Annotated in this window: 20 protein-coding genes; 10 read left to right on the top strand and 10 right to left on the bottom strand. The window is 26.7% G+C overall.

Features of this window, described 5'->3' with window-relative positions:
* Positions 1 to 3: 3 nt before the first annotated feature.
* From lptB to NY022_RS03425, 7 genes are read right to left on the bottom strand one after another with little or no spacing between them, the layout of a single operon-like run.
* Complete coding sequence (gene lptB / locus NY022_RS03455) at positions 4 to 726, bottom strand: LPS export ABC transporter ATP-binding protein (protein ID WP_214115900.1); 723 nt, start codon at positions 724 to 726, stop codon at positions 4 to 6.
* Entirely contained in the window at positions 713 to 1,111 is a 399-nt protein-coding gene (gene tsaE / locus NY022_RS03450) for a tRNA (adenosine(37)-N6)-threonylcarbamoyltransferase complex ATPase subunit type 1 TsaE (RefSeq protein ID WP_267523563.1), read from the bottom strand. Before tsaE ends, lptB begins: the two co-directional genes overlap by 14 nt.
* On the bottom strand, positions 1,095 to 1,355 hold the full coding sequence (locus NY022_RS03445; protein ID WP_214115905.1) for an RNA-binding S4 domain-containing protein: 261 nt from the start codon (positions 1,353 to 1,355) through the stop codon (positions 1,095 to 1,097). Before NY022_RS03445 ends, tsaE begins: the two co-directional genes overlap by 17 nt.
* A 35-nt stretch (positions 1,356 to 1,390) precedes the next feature.
* The gene (locus NY022_RS03440; RefSeq protein WP_267523562.1) at positions 1,391 to 2,170 is read right to left on the bottom strand and encodes a DUF535 family protein; all 780 of its coding nucleotides are present in this window, start codon (positions 2,168 to 2,170) and stop codon (positions 1,391 to 1,393) included.
* Positions 2,167 to 2,715: a DedA family protein gene (locus NY022_RS03435; RefSeq protein WP_214120024.1), complete on the bottom strand. Its 549-nt coding sequence runs from the start codon at positions 2,713 to 2,715 to the stop codon at positions 2,167 to 2,169. Before NY022_RS03435 ends, NY022_RS03440 begins: the two co-directional genes overlap by 4 nt.
* Positions 2,715 to 4,289 (bottom strand): ribonuclease Y, encoded by a 1,575-nt coding sequence (gene rny / locus NY022_RS03430; protein WP_267523761.1) that lies wholly within the window; start codon positions 4,287 to 4,289, stop codon positions 2,715 to 2,717. Before rny ends, NY022_RS03435 begins: the two co-directional genes overlap by 1 nt.
* Entirely contained in the window at positions 4,289 to 4,837 is a 549-nt protein-coding gene (locus NY022_RS03425) for a 5-formyltetrahydrofolate cyclo-ligase (protein WP_267523561.1), read from the bottom strand. Before NY022_RS03425 ends, rny begins: the two co-directional genes overlap by 1 nt.
* Positions 4,838 to 4,880: 43 nt before the next feature.
* On the opposite strand from NY022_RS03425, the gene NY022_RS03420 reads away from it, so the two are divergent.
* The 4 genes from NY022_RS03420 to NY022_RS03405 are packed head-to-tail and all read left to right on the top strand — an operon-like array spanning position 4,881 to position 8,407.
* The gene (locus tag NY022_RS03420; protein ID WP_267523560.1) at positions 4,881 to 5,453 is read left to right on the top strand and encodes a TlpA family protein disulfide reductase; all 573 of its coding nucleotides are present in this window, start codon (positions 4,881 to 4,883) and stop codon (positions 5,451 to 5,453) included.
* Complete coding sequence (gene ftsY, locus NY022_RS03415) at positions 5,453 to 6,328, top strand: signal recognition particle-docking protein FtsY (RefSeq protein WP_214119726.1); 876 nt, start codon at positions 5,453 to 5,455, stop codon at positions 6,326 to 6,328. Before NY022_RS03420 ends, ftsY begins: the two co-directional genes overlap by 1 nt.
* Positions 6,321 to 7,649, top strand: a complete 1,329-nt coding sequence (gene radA / locus NY022_RS03410; RefSeq protein ID WP_214115925.1) for a DNA repair protein RadA — start codon at positions 6,321 to 6,323, stop codon at positions 7,647 to 7,649. The genes ftsY and radA overlap by 8 nt, the downstream gene beginning before the upstream one ends.
* Before the next feature lie 2 nt (positions 7,650 to 7,651).
* Complete coding sequence (locus tag NY022_RS03405) at positions 7,652 to 8,407, top strand: type II secretion system protein (RefSeq protein ID WP_267523559.1); 756 nt, start codon at positions 7,652 to 7,654, stop codon at positions 8,405 to 8,407.
* A gap of 37 nt (positions 8,408 to 8,444) precedes the next feature.
* Here the strand turns inward: NY022_RS03405 and NY022_RS03400 are convergent, their stop codons facing one another.
* From NY022_RS03400 to moaC, 3 genes are read right to left on the bottom strand one after another with little or no spacing between them, the layout of a single operon-like run.
* A complete protein-coding gene (locus tag NY022_RS03400) occupies positions 8,445 to 9,434 on the bottom strand; it encodes a hypothetical protein (RefSeq protein ID WP_267523558.1) in 990 nt (329 codons plus the stop codon).
* A 9-nt stretch (positions 9,435 to 9,443) separates the two neighbouring features.
* Positions 9,444 to 9,698 (bottom strand): DUF493 domain-containing protein, encoded by a 255-nt coding sequence (locus NY022_RS03395; RefSeq protein WP_267523557.1) that lies wholly within the window; start codon positions 9,696 to 9,698, stop codon positions 9,444 to 9,446.
* Entirely contained in the window at positions 9,676 to 10,149 is a 474-nt protein-coding gene (moaC, locus tag NY022_RS03390; RefSeq protein ID WP_214117451.1) for a cyclic pyranopterin monophosphate synthase MoaC, read from the bottom strand. The genes NY022_RS03395 and moaC overlap by 23 nt, the downstream gene beginning before the upstream one ends.
* Positions 10,150 to 10,235: 86 nt before the next feature.
* Here moaC and NY022_RS03385 point away from each other — a divergent pair, with 86 nt between their 5' ends.
* From NY022_RS03385 to NY022_RS03360, 6 genes are all read left to right on the top strand, one after another.
* Entirely contained in the window at positions 10,236 to 10,463 is a 228-nt protein-coding gene (locus NY022_RS03385) for a hypothetical protein (protein WP_267523556.1), read from the top strand.
* Complete coding sequence (locus tag NY022_RS03380) at positions 10,463 to 11,620, top strand: hypothetical protein (protein WP_267523555.1); 1,158 nt, start codon at positions 10,463 to 10,465, stop codon at positions 11,618 to 11,620. Before NY022_RS03385 ends, NY022_RS03380 begins: the two co-directional genes overlap by 1 nt.
* A complete protein-coding gene (locus tag NY022_RS03375; protein WP_267523554.1) occupies positions 11,621 to 12,736 on the top strand; it encodes a GGDEF domain-containing protein in 1,116 nt (371 codons plus the stop codon).
* A gap of 25 nt (positions 12,737 to 12,761) precedes the next feature.
* Positions 12,762 to 14,042, top strand: coding sequence for an MFS transporter (locus tag NY022_RS03370; RefSeq protein ID WP_267523553.1), 1,281 nt, complete (start codon positions 12,762 to 12,764; stop codon positions 14,040 to 14,042).
* A gap of 103 nt (positions 14,043 to 14,145) precedes the next feature.
* Entirely contained in the window at positions 14,146 to 15,912 is a 1,767-nt protein-coding gene (locus NY022_RS03365) for a Na+/H+ antiporter NhaC family protein (protein WP_267523552.1), read from the top strand.
* The gene (locus tag NY022_RS03360; RefSeq protein WP_267523551.1) at positions 15,905 to 16,909 is read left to right on the top strand and encodes a tRNA (uridine(54)-C5)-methyltransferase TrmA; all 1,005 of its coding nucleotides are present in this window, start codon (positions 15,905 to 15,907) and stop codon (positions 16,907 to 16,909) included. The genes NY022_RS03365 and NY022_RS03360 overlap by 8 nt, the downstream gene beginning before the upstream one ends.
* The last annotated feature ends 1 nt before the right edge of the window (position 16,910 follow it).

The following is a 16,910-nucleotide window of genomic DNA, read 5'->3' as shown; positions in this document are numbered from 1 at the left end:
TCCTTAAAGTGAGAAATTTTTACCTAAATATTTGCTTTTTACTATTTCATTATTTGCAATTTCTTTAGCACTTCCACTAGCTAAAATACTACCGCTATCTAAAACATAAGCTTTATCACAAATTCTAAGGGTCTCACGGACATTATGGTCAGTAATTAATACGCCTATATTTAAATCTTTTAAATCCTTAATAATGCTTTGAACATCATTAATACTTTTTGGATCAACCCCAGCAAAAGGCTCATCAAGTAATAAAAACTTAGGCTCTAAAACTAAAGCTCTAGCTATTTCTAATCTACGACGCTCCCCACCGCTAAGACTTTTTGCAAGGCGGTCTTTTCTATCATAAATCTTTAAAAGATTTAATTTTTCTTCTATTAATTCATCTATATTTTTAAGCCCTTTAAGCTCTGCTGCAATTTGCATATTTTCCCAAACACTTAAATCTTTTAAAACACTTGAATCTTGTGGTAAATAACCAATGCCTAGAATTGCGCGTTTATGAAGTGGCTCGTTAGTAATATTTAAATCATCTAAAAAAATATCCCCAGCACTAGGGCTAACAAGTCCGCAAATCATATAAAATGTAGTAGTTTTTCCTGCACCATTACTTCCAAATAATCCTACTATTTGAGAATTATCCATACTAATATCTACATTTTTTATAATTTCTATATTTTTTATACTTTTTTTTAGACCACACGCTTTTAAATTAACTAAACTCATAAAGCCTACCTTCATTATTAGTGCTAATTTTTACAATCTTGTATTCAAGTGCAAATTGCTCTAATATTTTTATAAAATCATCATCAGCCCATTCAATTAAATGAAGACCATCATTAAACAAATTCTCAAACAAACCATTTTCTATAAAAACTTTTGTTCCTTTTTGATAAATATCATAATGATAAATCGTATTAGTATCGTTTTTATAAGTATTTAATACACTAAAAGTTGGAGAAATTGCTTTTTGATTTAACTTTTTATTTGCTATTTTATTTACTAAAGTAGTCTTTCCACTAGCTAAATCGCCTTGTAATAAATAAATCCCATTATCACCAAACTCATTTACCACTAAATCTAAATTATCTAAATTAGCCTTGATTATCATCTAGTTTTTCCACATATTCATTTGATTTTGCTTTAGCTACATTTTTGGTTGTAGGTAAAGCTAATACCTTAAATCTGATTTGCTCGTTTAAAAGATTTAGACTTATAATATCGCCAACTTTTACTTCTTTACTAGGTTTAACAACATTTCCATTTATACAAATTACGCCGTTTTTACACATATCAAGTGAAATTGAACGGCGTTTTGTGATATTTACTGCATTTAAAAATTTATCTACTCTCATAAAGAGCATTTTAGCTAGTTAGGAATAATTATTGCTTACAATTTAATCGTTTTTAAGAACTCAAATCTTTTTTTATACATTGAGCGTTTTTTTGATGGTATTTCTTCTAAATCTTTTTGCAAATATTCTAATACATAAAATGATTTTTCTTCTTTAATAATTTTTGTATTTTCTTGCCATATTTCGTCATAATTTGGTATTACAAATACTCTTCCATCTCTTTTTCTATTGCGTTTAAATCTTGATACTAAAAATCTATCCTTTACTCCGCAAACTTTATTTATACCTAAAAACTCAGCAAAAATAAAAGCAAAAAATATAATAAAATTAAGTGGTCTTAAACCAAAATAAACTTTAGTAAATTCTTTTATCTCATCTTTAGTATTTAAATTACCCTGTAAGGCCGTGATTAATAAAGCATCATTTAATAAAACAAAACTTAAAGAATATAAAAGCTCATTTTTATAATGCAAATGAATTGTAAAAAGTCCTTCGCTAATTACTTTAGGATTTGAGCTAAGCGTAATTTTTAAATCAAATTCATTAAAAATAATCTCATCATTACTTAAAATATCCAAAAATCTATTTGTAATAATTTCTAAATCCCTTTTAAAACATTCATTTGAATATTCAAAAGTAAAATTAGTAGCCCCGTATTTTTTGCATAACATATCATTGTGATATTTTAAATTCTCGCTAAATTTCTTAGATAATTTCGGATAATCTAGTAGAATTTGATTTAGGAATTTGTGATTTTTAAAATAAATTATCTTTCTTAAAAAAAATCTAATATTTAATAATTTTTCACATTTCATTTTTTCGCTTTTATTTTTAAATATGTGAAAATTACAATCAATAAAACAAGTAAAATAATTGGCATATAAGATGAATATTCATCAAAAGTTTTAGCCAAACTATCTCCTAAATAAAACGCAGCATAAAACACCACAACAGCCCAAACAAAACAAGAAATTAGATTATAAATACTAAATCTAAAAAAGCTTAATTTTGAAATCTCGGCTGCTATTGGACCTAAGGTTTTAAGCCCATAAACAAACTTACAAACTAAAGTAAAAATAAAGCCATTTTTTCTAAATAAAACTACTAAAAGAGCTAGTTTTCTTTTATGCTTTACAAGATGTTTTTGAAAGTCTTTTTTACTAGCTCTAGTAAAATAAAATAAAGCCGACGAGCCTAAAAAATTACCCACAAAAGCTACTAAAATACTAATATAAGGATTTACATTATAAGCACTTGCAAACACTCCTAAGGCAAGCAGTGCTAACATACCGCCGCCTAAAGAGTATAAAAATACTAAAATATATCCGTATTCTACAAATTTTTCTATAAATTCTTGCATTATTTAGCTATCTCCACAGCTCTAGTTTCACGGATAACATTTACTTTAATTTCTCCTGGAAATTGCATTTTATCTTCAATCTCTTTAGCGATCTCTTTAGCAAGTAAAACGCTTTCATTATCATTGATTAATTTTGCATTAACAATTACTCTAATCTCACGACCAGCATTGATCGCATAAGCTTTTTTAACTTGTTCGTATTTTTTAGCTATATCTTCAAGTTCGCTAACACGCTTTAAAAACGCTTCTAAAACTTCTCTTCTAGCACCAGGTCTAGCTGCACTTAAAACATCAGCCGTGCAAACTGCAGCAGCTTCAATACTTAAAGCATCTTCATGTCCATGATGAGCAAAAATAGCGTTTAATACCACAGGATGTTCTTTGTGTCTTTCGCAAACCATAGCACCTAAATCAACATGGTTTCCTTCATATTCGTGAGTTAAAGCCTTACCAATATCATGTAAAATTCCAGCACGCCTTGCAAGTCTTGTATTACCACCACACTCAGCTGCGATAATTCCTGCTAAATGTGCAACTTCTAGGCTATGTGCTAGTGCATTTTGTCCGTAACTTGCACGATATTTTAAACGGCCAATTAATTTTACTAATTCAGGAGCCATTTTTGTAAGTCCTAAATCCATTATGATATTTTGACCTTCATTAAACATTTCTTCTTCAAATTCTTTTGAAACTCTTTCATGTAATTCTTCAATTCTAGCTGGTTGAATTCTTCCATCTTCTACTAATAAATCAATTACTTTTTTAGCAACAGCACGGCGTAAAACATTAAATGAGCTAATAATAATTGCATTTGGAGTATCATCAATAATTACATCAACACCTAAAACCATTTCAAGTGTTTTTATATTTCTTCCTTCTTTACCGATAATTCTACCTTTTAAATCATCATTTTTTAAATTTATAATGCTTATTAGTCTTTCACTTGCATATTCTCCAGCATATCTTGTAGTTGCTTGTGCTAGGATATATCCAGCTTTAATTTTTGCTTGAGTTTTTGCTTCTTCTTCGCATTTTCTTACAATATGAGAAATTTCATCTCTTGCCTTATCTTTTGCTTGATTAATTACTAATTCTCTTGCTTCTTCGCTTGTAAGACCACTTATATTTTCTATTTTTTTTAACAACTCCTGCATTTTATTTTCGCAAGATTGTTTTAGTATATTTGCTTCGTTCATTAATTCTTTGGCATTTTGTTCGCTTATATTTAGCTTTTCTTTTATTTCATCTAAATTTTTGTAACTTAACTCTAAGCTATTTTCTTTTTTTTCAAGTTCTAATATTTTCTTATCATATTCTTTTTGGAGCTGCATATTTTTTTCATCATAAGATTTTTTGTAATTAAGCTCTATTTTGACTTCACTAGCTTTAGCGTTTTCTAATATTTTGTCAGCATTTTGTAATATTTTTTCAGCCTCATATTCTATAGCTTTTGCCTTTGCCTTTGCTTGTTCTTCATGTACTTTAAAGTGTGCATCGTTTATTTTTTTTGTTATAAAATAACCTAATACTCCACCTAAGATGAAAACAGCAAGTAATAAAATTATTTCTAAAATCATTTTAACTCTTTTCTTTTGTAAATTCTTTTTGGTGTGATATAAAAATCACATTTTAAATCTAAACTAGAACAAATTTTGTCTTTAGTTATAGATTCTATATTTTGAATAAAAATAATTAATAAATTATAATTTATATTTGAAAAAGTTTTATCATAATAACCTTTTCCATAACCAATTCTTCTAAAATCCCCATCAATGCCAAGTGTTGGTATTATTGCTATGTCAAGTTTTATATTTTCATTTTTACTCATACTTTCTTTTATTTTATATTTTGAATTTACATATGGTAATCTTAATTTTGTGAAAGCTAGTGAATTATTATCAAGCATTTTAGGACAATATATATTAAATTTTTTTGATAACAATCTTTTATATTTTTGTAAGTTTATTTCTTTTTCCTTTGATATATAAAGTAATAAATTTAATTTTTTATTTTTTATTTTATATTTATTAATGATTTTTAACAAATATTTATACACAAGATAATTTTTACAAAATTTATAATTTTGTTTATGAAACTCTTTTCTTATTAACTTTTTATCCATAATTTTATCCTATAAAACAATTTTAATTTTATAAGGATATATAATGAAAGTAAAAATTATTTTTTTATGTTTTGTTTTAGCTTTATTTGTAGCTTGTGGAGATGATAAAAAAGATAATGAAACAAACAATAATGAAAAAGATGAAAAAGTAATAAAAAAGGATGATTTTAATTACTTAGTAAAATTTTCTTTAAATTTTCATAATTCAGATAGAGTTTTTGAATTGAAGCGAAAAAGTGAAGATAATAAGGATTTAGAATTTAATTCTAATAAAATTATTTTGTTTAATTTTTTTACTACTTGGTGTCCACCTTGTATAGCTGAAATTTATCATTTAAACAATTTAGTTAAAAAATATGGAGATAGATTAGAAGTTATAGGTGTTTTATTAGAAGATAAAAGCAATGAAGAACTAGAACAGTTTATAAAAGAACATAATATTAATTATAATGTTGCTGTAGGAGATAATAATTATACGCTTGTAAAAGTTTTAGGAGAAATTAACGGCATTCCATATATTGCTTTATACGACCAAAATGGTAAAAACATAAACAACTATCTAGGTGCAGTTTATGAAGAAATGCTTGATATTGATATTCAAAAGGTTATGAAATAATGTTAGATTTTTTAAAAAAAGGCTTAGCAAAAACACTTGAAGCTATAAATCAAGTAAAACCAAAAAACGAAAAAATAAGTAAAGATTTATTAGAAGAAATGCTAGTAAATGCTGATATTACTTATGAAATAGTAGAAGAGATTTTATACTACTTACCACCTAAAGATATAGTTGAAAGAGCAGATTTAGAAAGAGTAATGAGCTCATATTTTATGTATGAAAATCCTAATTCAAATTCTAATGATAAACCATTTGTAGAATTAATATTAGGTGTAAATGGAGTAGGAAAGACTACAACCATAGGAAAATTAAGTAATTTTTATAAAAATCAAGGCAAAAAAGTTTTACTAGGAGCTTGTGATACTTTTAGAGCAGGTGCAATTATGCAACTTGAACTTTGGGCTAGTAAGAATAATTGCGATATTGTAAGCACTAAGCAAGGGCATGACCCAAGTGCAGTTGCTTTTGATACCATTACAAAAGCACTTAGCAAAGGTTATGATAATGTTATTATTGATACAGCAGGAAGATTAGAAAATAAAAAAAATCTAGCAAATGAACTAGAAAAAATAATAAGAATTTCATCTCGTGCTTATGAAAACGCTCCACATAGAAAAATTCTAGTCCTAGATGCAACTCAAGGCAATAGTGGTATTAATCAAGCAAAAGTTTTTAATGATTTAGTAAAGCTTGATGGAGTAATTATTACTAAACTTGATGGAACAAGTAAAGGTGGTTCATTATTTGCAATCGCAAGAGAATTAGAGCTACCAATTTTATATTTTGGATATGGAGAAGGTGCAAATGATATTGCTCCTTTTAAAGCAAATGAATATTTAAAGGTTCTTTTAGACGGAATTTTTAACAATGGCTAAGAAAAAATCAAGCCTTTATGAATGCCAAGCTTGTGGTAATCAACAAATTAGATTTTTAGGCAAATGCCCTGAATGTGGGGCATTTAATTCATATTTAGAATTAAATCAAACTCAAATTGAAGTATTAAAAAACGAAATAAAACCAAATTCAAACAAAGCAGTTAGCATTAAAGAAGTTTTAATTGAGCAAGTTGATAGATTTTCAACTTATGATAAAGAGCTTGATTTGGTTTTAGGTGGCGGGCTTGTTGTAGGCTCATTAGTTTTACTAGGTGGCTCTCCTGGTGTTGGAAAATCAACTTTACTCTTAAAAACCGCTGCAAACTTAGCGAAAAATGGCAAAAAAGTCCTTTATGTTAGTGCTGAAGAGAGTAAAAGTCAAATAAAACTTCGTGCAAATAGATTAAATGCTAATGAAGATAATTTGTTTTTACTTACAGAACTTTGTTTTGAAAATATTAAAAATGAAGTTTTAAGCAATAATTATGAAGTCTTAATTATAGATAGTATTCAAACTATTTATTCAGAAAATATAAGTTCGTGCGCTGGTTCAATCACTCAAGTAAGAGAGCTTACATTTGAACTAATGAAACTAAGCAAAAGCAATAATATTAGCACATTTATAATAGGACATATCACTAAAGAAGGCTCAATTGCAGGACCTAGAGTGCTTGAACATATGGTTGATGTGGTGCTTTATTTTGAAGGTGATGCTAGTAAGGAATTAAGAATTTTAAGAGGCTTTAAAAATCGTTTCGGAAGCACTAGCGAAATAGGCATTTGGCAAATGAGTGAAAATGGACTTATAAGTGCAAACAATATTAAAACTAGATTTGTAGGTAAAAATCACGCAGGAAGTGCTCTAACTATTATTTTAGAAGGTAGCAGAGCAATTACTCTTGAAGTTCAGGCTTTAGTATGTGAAAGTGCTTATGCTAAAAGAAGTGCAACGGGATTTGATAGAAATAGACTTGATATGATTTTAGCCTTGCTTGAGAGAAAATTAGAAATTCCACTTGCAAGATATGATGTATTTATAAATATTAGCGGTGGGATAAAAGTTAGCGAAACTGCTGCTGATTTAGCAGTTGCAGCTGCTATAATATCTAGCTTTAAAAATAGAGTTTTAAGCAATGAGAGTGTATTTATTGGGGAGCTTAGTTTAAATGGTGGAATTTGCGAAGTTTTTAGCCTTGACATTAGACTTAATGAAGCAAAAAATCAAGGTTTTAAAAATGCTATAATTCCAAATAAAAGTAATTTTAAAGGTATTAAATGCTTTGTAGCTAATGAGTTAGCTCAAGTTTTAGAATGGATGTAAGTATGAAAAAAGCTTTTACTATGATTGAATTATTAGTTGTTATGGTTGTTGGTGCGATTTTAAGTGCTATTGCGGTATCTAAAATTCATACAAGTGATGTGAATGATGCAGCTAGAAATTTAGCTAATGATATTAGATATACTCAATATTTATCATTAAATTATGATAATTATTTAGTAGATGATAAAATAGGGAGTAAAGATAAAGCTAGTGAACGTAATAATGCATATTTAGGAAAAACTATACCTCCAGCAGTTGCACCATCTTCAATAGTTGCATATGAAGATAGATTATATGCTAGAAGGTATTGGAGCTTTAATATAGTTCCAAGTGATAGACATGATCCTTCTAGGAATTCAAATGTAAAAAATGAGTATCAAATATGTTCTAAAAGAGGTGTTGAAGATGAAGCCAAAATAGGGAATATTAGATATTCTTGTAGAAATATGGATGCTGCTCTTTATGCAACTGATTATTTAGATGAGACTATTAGGATGGATGGTGATAATAGATTTGATTTAAATAAAACTTATGGAGTTAAAGTAGAACATAGCTCATCTAATGGCTATTTTGAATTATATTTTGATGAATTTGGTGTTCCAGTAGAACATAAGGTTACTTCAACTGGTGATGCACTTGTAGAAATTACTAGCCCTGTGTGGATTAAATTAACAAAGAATAAAGAATCAGCTTTAGTTTGTGTAGCACCTTATACTGGTAGGGTTTATATTAGTAAAAGTAATAATTGTAATTTATAAGTTAATTTACCTAAATGGTAAATTAACTTTAATAAATTTATTTTTTAAATTTTTCTAGTATATTTATTGCTAATTTTTTTACATCAAATTCATTATAAGCTTTTTCTAAAGTATTTAATTCTTTTTTGATTTTTTCGTTTAGTTCGCTATTTTGAAATTTAATTAATTTTATATTTAGTAGTTGCTTGTTTTCTCTTACTAATCTTGCAAATTTAGCAAAATTATTATCAAGTTTATTATTTAAAATATTTTCAAGTGCCTTACCTGAAGCATCGTTATTTAGATTTGTCTTAATCATAGCTATAAAATCACTCTCAAGGCTTAGAAGAGATAATTTCATATTATCAAGTTCATTATCACTTAAGCTAACTTCTAAATCCTTTTTAAGCCTTTCTAAGATAGCAAATATACCTTCTAAAAGTCCATTTAAAACCCCAGTTAAAAGCTCTTCAGCATAGCTTTGCCATTCATTTGCTAGTTCAAGTGCTGCTTTTAAGATAAGTTCAGCTGCATTAATTATTTTATCCTTATTAAACTTAGCATATTCAAGTGCATTAATTAACATAAAATTACTTATTAAAAAGCATCTTTCTTCTATCATTACATTTGTTTCAAGAACATTTATAAAAGCATTTTGAGAAGTTTCGTAAAGGATTTGTAACGAGTTTGCTTCATTTAACATAAGTTCTTCAAGGTATTCTTTTTGAATATCATTTTGAACTACCTTACTTAGCTCATTAAAACTTGATTTTGTAATATTATAAAGCTCTAATTCTTTTGATTTTATCTCTTTTCTAATCATTTCAAGCTCATTTGTAAGAGTATAAATCTCTTGCTCTTTTATAGACATTTTTGCTCTTAAAAGGGCTTTTAAAACTATATTTTTATTCTCATTTGTAAGTGCTTCTAAATTCTCTAGCTCTTCACAATATTTAGTATATAATCTAGCTATTAATCCATCATCATTTGAATTAATAAATTCTTTTTTAGCTTTTTCTTGTATTTCATTAAATAATATATTTTTCATAGTTTTTCCTTATAAAACAAATTTAGAATGCTTTTTAAGAGCAGAAAATAATTCTAATCTATAAGCTTCATTTGGCACTTCTAGGCTTAGGTTATAGCTTTTGTAATTACTTGTAGATTTTGAACTTTCAATTTTTGCATTTTTAATATCTAGCTTTTTTACTAATTCATTTATATCATCATCTTTATCAAGTATTACTTTATAGCTCCAGTTGCAAGGATATTCTATCTTTAAATCAGCTTTAATTTCTTCTAAATTGACCACTTTTGCCTCCGTCTTTTTCTAATAATTTTATATCATCAATAACCATTGTTTTATCAATTGCTTTAACCATATCATAAATCGTTAATAAGCCTACACTAACAGCATTTAATGCTTCCATTTCTACACCTGTTTTTCCTTCGGTGATTACCACTGCATTTAGTCTAAAAGCAAATTCATTCTCAATTGGTTCAATATCTACTTCAACTTTACTAATTGGTAGTGGATGGCACATTGGGATTAGATTTGATGTTTGTTTAGCTCCCATAACAGCTGCAACAATAGCTGTATTTATTACCGCTCCTTTTTTGGCATTTCCGTTTAAAACTGCTTTAAAAGCTTCTTCGTTCATTGTGATTTTGCCACTTGCTAAAGCTCTTCTTTTAGTAATTTGTTTATCACTAACATCAACCATAGTAGGATTATTTTGCTCGTTTATGTGTGTAAGTTGCATTTTTTTCCTTTATTTTTGCTTAGATTTTAACAAATAATATAAATAAAATGGTATATTAACAATTTATTTTATGCGAGGTATTAAAAATGGCTTATGATGATGACGAATTTTTAGATGAATTTGAAGATTTTGATGAATATGATGATAATGATTTCTTAGATGAATTTGAAGATGACTTAAGTGATTTAGATGATGATTTAAGTGAATTTGAAGATTTTGATGAATTTGATGATGAGTTAAGTGCTTTAGATGAGTATGATATATACAATAGCGATTTATATGATGACGACGATTATTCTTTTAACGAGGACTAATGTATAAGAACGATAACGAAAAAGTTATATTTATACAAGAACTTTATGAAACATATAAGGATATTAAAAATAATAATTTAACCCTAACTAGGATTTATGTCATTATTATATTATCTTTAATGTTTTCATTTGCTGTGTTAGGTATGATTTTTTTATTCTTAAGAGAATTTATGATTGCTGGAACGTATTTTGTTTTCACTATAAGTTATATAGTTTTGCTTCTAAATAGAAAGAAAAAAGTTGTTGCTAAACATTTAAGCTGGTTTTGCTTTATTATGGGTGGATTTAGCATAATGATTGCAATAGCTTGGAATATTTATTTGTTCGGAGCAGCCGGTGGAGCACAATTATATGTCTTATTACTTGCTAGCTTAGTTTATACAATATATATTAATTCAAATAAAAAAAGAAAAATAACAGCACTTATAAGTTATATAATATTAGTTACTTTTTTTGTTTCATTAATGATTTTTGACAGTGTGTGGCATAAAAGTATTGAAGATAATATTATGTCAGAAATTTTATTTACAGTTTCAATTTGTATTGTTTTGGCTGTAAATGTTTTTGGTGCGTATACTGTCGGATTAAAATCAATTGAATATGTAGAAAGTGTTACTAATCAAAAGATAAATTTCTATATAGCAAGTATGAATAATAGATTAAGAATTATGAATAAAAAAGATTTATCTAAGTATTTAATTCAAAATCAAATATTGAGTTATAATAATTTAAATATTTGTATGTTTGAATTTACAACTATTCTTAAAAATATGGATAATATATTTCAAATAGATTATTTTTCTTATGAAAAAATTATAAATCAGTTTTATTCCTTGTTAAGAATTTATTTTCCATCAAATGAGCTTATTATTAGATGGGATTTAAATAGCATTATTTTAATTATTGAAGAAAATTCAAATAATTTATATTTTCTTTTAGAATCAATAAGTAATGATTTTGATAAAAAAATAAAAAGAAGTCAAACTAATTATGATTTATATTTAAAGGTAATAGCAAAAAATTATAAATTTATTGATGGTAAAAAAAAGCATAAGATATTATTAGAAAAAATTAATGAAATTATTAAGTTAAAATATGAAACTAAAACTATTGGAAAAGAATATATATTATATGAATATGGTGATAGGATAATTTAAGTGGTAAAATACGAATTTTTAGTTTTAATAGATAGTATTTTAATGTTTTTGGCTAGAGCTAGCGTTGCTATAGTTTTTTACATATATGGTAATAATAAAGTTGCTGGTGAACTTATTATTTTGGCTATTTATTATTTATTATTTTTGCTAGTTTTATTTATTGCTAAAATTGTTTATAAGAAAATAATAAATAAAAAAATATCTAAAAAAAAATTAAGACATAGGGTTTTTAATAATTTATTTTTGTTTAAATTATACAAGAAAATATTACAAACTGAATTTATAAAAGTAAGACATTATGCTTTGTATTTGTATCAAGCTGAAATTATAGTATCAACTATATATTTTTCATATACACTAGGTTGGGGATATGGCTTTGATTTATTTATAATTACACTTTCATCTTATTTTTATTTGAATCTTAGAAAATTTAGTAAATACATATTTTTATTCCCAGCATTTTATTTTCTAGTTTATATAATTGTGTATTTTACTAGTGATAAGGTTTATAATAGCGAAGTTGAATTAATTGTATATATAATAAATGGTGTTTTTGCTATTAGTGTTATAATGATTACTCAATTAATAATAGAATTAGGCGAAGTCATTAGATTAGTAAATAAAGAAAATAGAGAAGCTCATTTTAAAAAAATAACATCTTTTGATTATTTAACAGAAACTTATCATAAATATTCTTTTTTAGAAATTATTAATGCAAATTTAGAACATAGTTTAGAAGAAGATATGATAACTCAGGCAAGTGTTGTTATAATTGAGATAAATAATTTAAGAAGAATTAATGAAAGTTATACCGTTGAATTAGGAAATGAAATTTTAAAGGAATTTGCATATACATTAAAGAAAAATAGTGAAAATTATGATAAATACATTGTAAGGTGGAGTGGTAATGAATTTTTAATTTTTATACTTAATGAAAATCAGTTAGTTGTTAGAAATTTTATAGATGATATAAAAAATGAGGCTATGAAAAATAGTTTTGGTATAAGGGATACTAGGATTCAAATTTTAGTTGGATTTTCTCATACAAATAATTTTGATTATCAGCTAGATACATTAATAGCTGATGCTTATAAAGAATTGTTAGCACAAAAATAAAAAATAATTTTACAAAAGGAGATTTATGACAAAAAAATTAAACAAAGAGGAAGTAAAAACTCTAGCCTTAAGCTCACTTGGTGGGACACTTGAGTTTTATGACTTTATTATATTTGTATTTTTTGCTGGATATTTTCAACATCATTTTTTCCCGTTAGAAAATGAGTTTTGGCAAGAAATGAATACTTATGGGGCTTTTGCTGCTGCATATTTAGCTCGTCCATTAGGTGGAGTTGCTATGGCACATTTTGGGGATAAATTTGGTAGAAAAAATATGTTTATGTTAAGTATTTTGCTAATGGTGATACCTACTTTTGCATTAGCATTTATCCCAACTTATGAAACAATAGGTTATGCAGCACCTGTTTTACTTTTGCTAGTTCGTATTTTTCAAGGTATGGCAATAGGTGGAGAGCTACCTGGTGCTTGGGTTTTTGTAAGAGAACATAGTGAAGATAGTAAAAAAGGTCTATTTATAGGCTTATTAACTTCAAGCGTTGTTGGTGGAATTTTATTAGGTTCAATAGTTGCTTTGATAATGACTTTAAATTATACTAAGGCAGAGTTGAGTGATTGGGCATGGAGAATTCCATTTGCATTAGGTGGTGTTTTTGGTATTGTATCAATATACTTAAGAAGATATTTGAATGAAACTCCAGTATTTCAGAAAATGCAAAAAGATTCTATGCTAGTAAAATTACCTATTAAAGAAGTGCTTAATAATTATAAATTTAGTATTTTTATATCAATTTTAATAACTTGGGTATTAACTGCTTGTGTCGTTGTTTTTGTATTATTAATGCCAAATTTTGCGTTAAAGATTTTAAAATTAGAACCTGTTACAAATACTTTAATTCAAATGTTCGGAATATTTTCTATGATGATTGGTTGTATATCAACAGGATATTTGAGTGATAAATTTGGTATTAGTAAAATTTGCAAAATTTTTGCATTATGCTGGGCTATTTTCGGTAGTTTTTATTTTTATGAAGTTTACATTCATCAAAATTTTAATTTATTTGTAGTTTCATATTTATTATCGTGTTTTTTTGCTGGTATTATGAATTTTACTCCATTAATTATGTTAGAAAGTTTTCCAGCAAAAATTCGTTATAGTGGAATTAGTTTTAGTTATAATTTAGCTTATGCGATAGCTGGTGCTATTACACCACCTTTGTTAGTATTTTTAAATTCAAAAGCTTTAGAAAAAAGTTTATTAGTTTATAATTTAGGTGGGGCAATTTATATTGTATTTATAGCAATAATAGCATTTATTACAGCTATATTAGTTCAGAAAAAAATGTGAGATTTTATTAATTTTAACAATACTTAAAGTAAGTCAAATTTAAGTAAAATTAATTATTATTTATCGTTTTGATTAGTCGGGATTAATTTTTTAAGGATTTTGTATGAGATTTTTTTTCTTATTATTGTTTAGCATTTTTGCTTATGCTTCCGATGAGGGTGCTAAAAATATGGAGCTTTATGGTGTTTTAACATTATTACCACCTTTATTTGCTATTTTTTTAGCTTTTATTACTCGTGAAGTTATTTTATCGTTATTTATAGGTGTCTTTACTGGAACACTTTTGTTGGCTTTTGCTAATTTTTTTGACTATGAAACAGTAAAAAATATAGTTGATAATAAAGAGCAAGTAGCTTATGTTTTTTCTTATAAAGATACTGGTTTTATGGACTGGGTTAATTTATTTTTGTCATCTTTCTCAAATATTGTAAAACATGTTTTAGATTCAATGACAGATAGTGGTAATGCAGGAGTAATTTTACAAGTATTTTGTATAGGTGGTGTAGTTGCACTGATTACAAAAATGGGTGGTGTAAATGCCATAGCACTTGCACTTACTCGCTTTGTAAAAGGCCCTGTTTCAGCACAAGTTAGTACTTGGATGATTGGGCTTTGTATTTTCTTTGATGATTATGCAAATAGTTTAACTGTTGGTCCTATTATGAGACCTATTGCTGATAAATTTAGAATTTCTCGTGAAAAATTAAGCTTTATTTTAGATAGCACCGCTGCACCTGTTGCAGGAATTGCAATAATATCTACTTGGATAGGTGTAGAAGTAGGATTAATTAGAACAGCTTATGCTTTAATAGGGATTAATGATGTAAATGCTTTTGGAATTTTTTTAGAAACAATTCCTTATAGATTTTATAATATTTTTATGCTAATTTTTGTTGTTTTAACAGCTATTCAGCAAAGAGAATTTGGCTCAATGTATATAGCTGAAAAAAACGCTCGTGCTGGAATAGTAAGCGAAGCTGCACTTGATGTTGGGGCTGAACTTGAGCGTGAATTAAAACCTAGAGAAGATATTGCTCATAAAATTAGTGATGCTTTAATTCCTATATTAACACTTATTATATCAGCACTTTTATGTTTTTATTTTAGTGGGCTTAGTGCTTTAGAAGGTGAAGAACTAGCTAAGGTAGAAGAAAATTATTTTTCTCTTTATGCATTAAGAACAACATTTGGCGAAGCAAATTCAAGTCTTGCATTATTCCAAGCTGCGTTATTTGCTAGTGTAGTAGCAATTATTTTAGGTTTAATTCGTAAAAAAATTAATCACAAAGAAGCAATAGAAACTTGGTTGCATGGTTGGAAAAGTATGATATTTACAATAGCAATGTTGCTTTTTGCTTGGAGTCTTACAGCTATAGTAAAACAATTAGGAACTCCTGATTATATAGTAAAATTATTAGCAGATTCTACTCCACATATTTTATTACCTAGCTTTATTTTCTTAATCGGTTCAGCTATGAGTTTTGCAATAGGAACAAGCTATGGAACTATGGGTATTTTAATGCCTTTAGCAATTCCTTTAGCACACGCAGTAGGAATTCACTCAGGTTTTGATGCTACTGAACTTCATCATTATATAGTTGTTAATATATCTTGTGTTCTAACAGGTGCGATTTTTGGTAATCACTGTTCTCCGATAGCAGATTGTGTTATTTTAAGTGCAATGAGTGCTAAATGTGAGCTTTCAGCCCATGTAAAAACTCAAATGCCTTATGCACTTTTAGTATGTGCTATATCAGTTTTATTCGGATATATTCCAGTAAGTCTTGGTTTAAATGTGTATTTAACCATAATTTTAGGAATAGTTATGATGAGTTTAGCACTTCGCATAATAGGAAAAAAAGTTGGATAAGTTTGAACTTACTTGCAAGGAATTTCAAATTCCTTGCGAAAAGATTTATAAAGATGGTTTAAGAACTAGAGTAAATTTTGCTTTATACCGTAACAATGAGAAAATATATTATGCAATGTTTGAAAATGGTAAAATAACCATAGAATTTAATACTGATTTTATATGTGAAAGCATTGAAAATATGATGCCTAATGTATTAAAAAAATTACCAAAAAATTATCAAGAAAAGTTATTTGAAATTAGATTTTTTAGCACTTCTTCTAGCATGAACATTTTATTTTTGTATCATAAAAATATTAGTGATTTAGATCCTAAAATATTGTATGATGTGCTAACAAATTTAACTGATTTAAAATTAAATATCGTTTTACAAGCTAGAAATCAGCGTAAATGTTATCCAAACGATATTTTAGAGCATTTTAGCAATGGGATTAAATATAAGTTTAATGATGAATGTTTTATTCAGCCTAGCTTAATTATGAATGAAAATATGCTAAATTTTGCAAAGAAATGTTTAGAAAATAAACCTTGTGATGATTTATTAGAGCTTTACTGTGGGTATGGTAATTTTACTTTAGTACTAGCTAAATATTTTAATAAAGTTTTAGCTACTGAGCTTAGTAAAAAAAATATTATGTTTTTGAAAAATAATTGTGAATTAAATAAAATAAAAAATGTTGATATTGCAAGGTTAAGAGATGATGAAGTAGTTATGGCTATGAATAAGGTAAGAGAGTTTAATCGTTTAAAAAATATAAATTTAGATGAATATAATTTTTCACATATAATGCTTGACCCACCTAGAAGTGGATTAGGTAGTAGTATTGAGTTAGCAAAAAGAATAGATAATATAATTTATATATCGTGTAATCCAAATAGTGCTAAAGAAGATTTAAAGATTTTAGAAAAAACACATAAATTATTAAAATTTGAATTATTTGATCAGTTTATAAATTCAAATCATTTAGAATGTGGATTTTATTTAGAAAAGAGGTAAA

It is taken from the genome of Campylobacter sp. MG1 (assembly GCF_026616895.1).
GTDB lineage: Bacteria > Campylobacterota > Campylobacteria > Campylobacterales > Campylobacteraceae > Campylobacter_E.
This window is presented reverse-complemented; position numbering and strand designations above follow the sequence as displayed.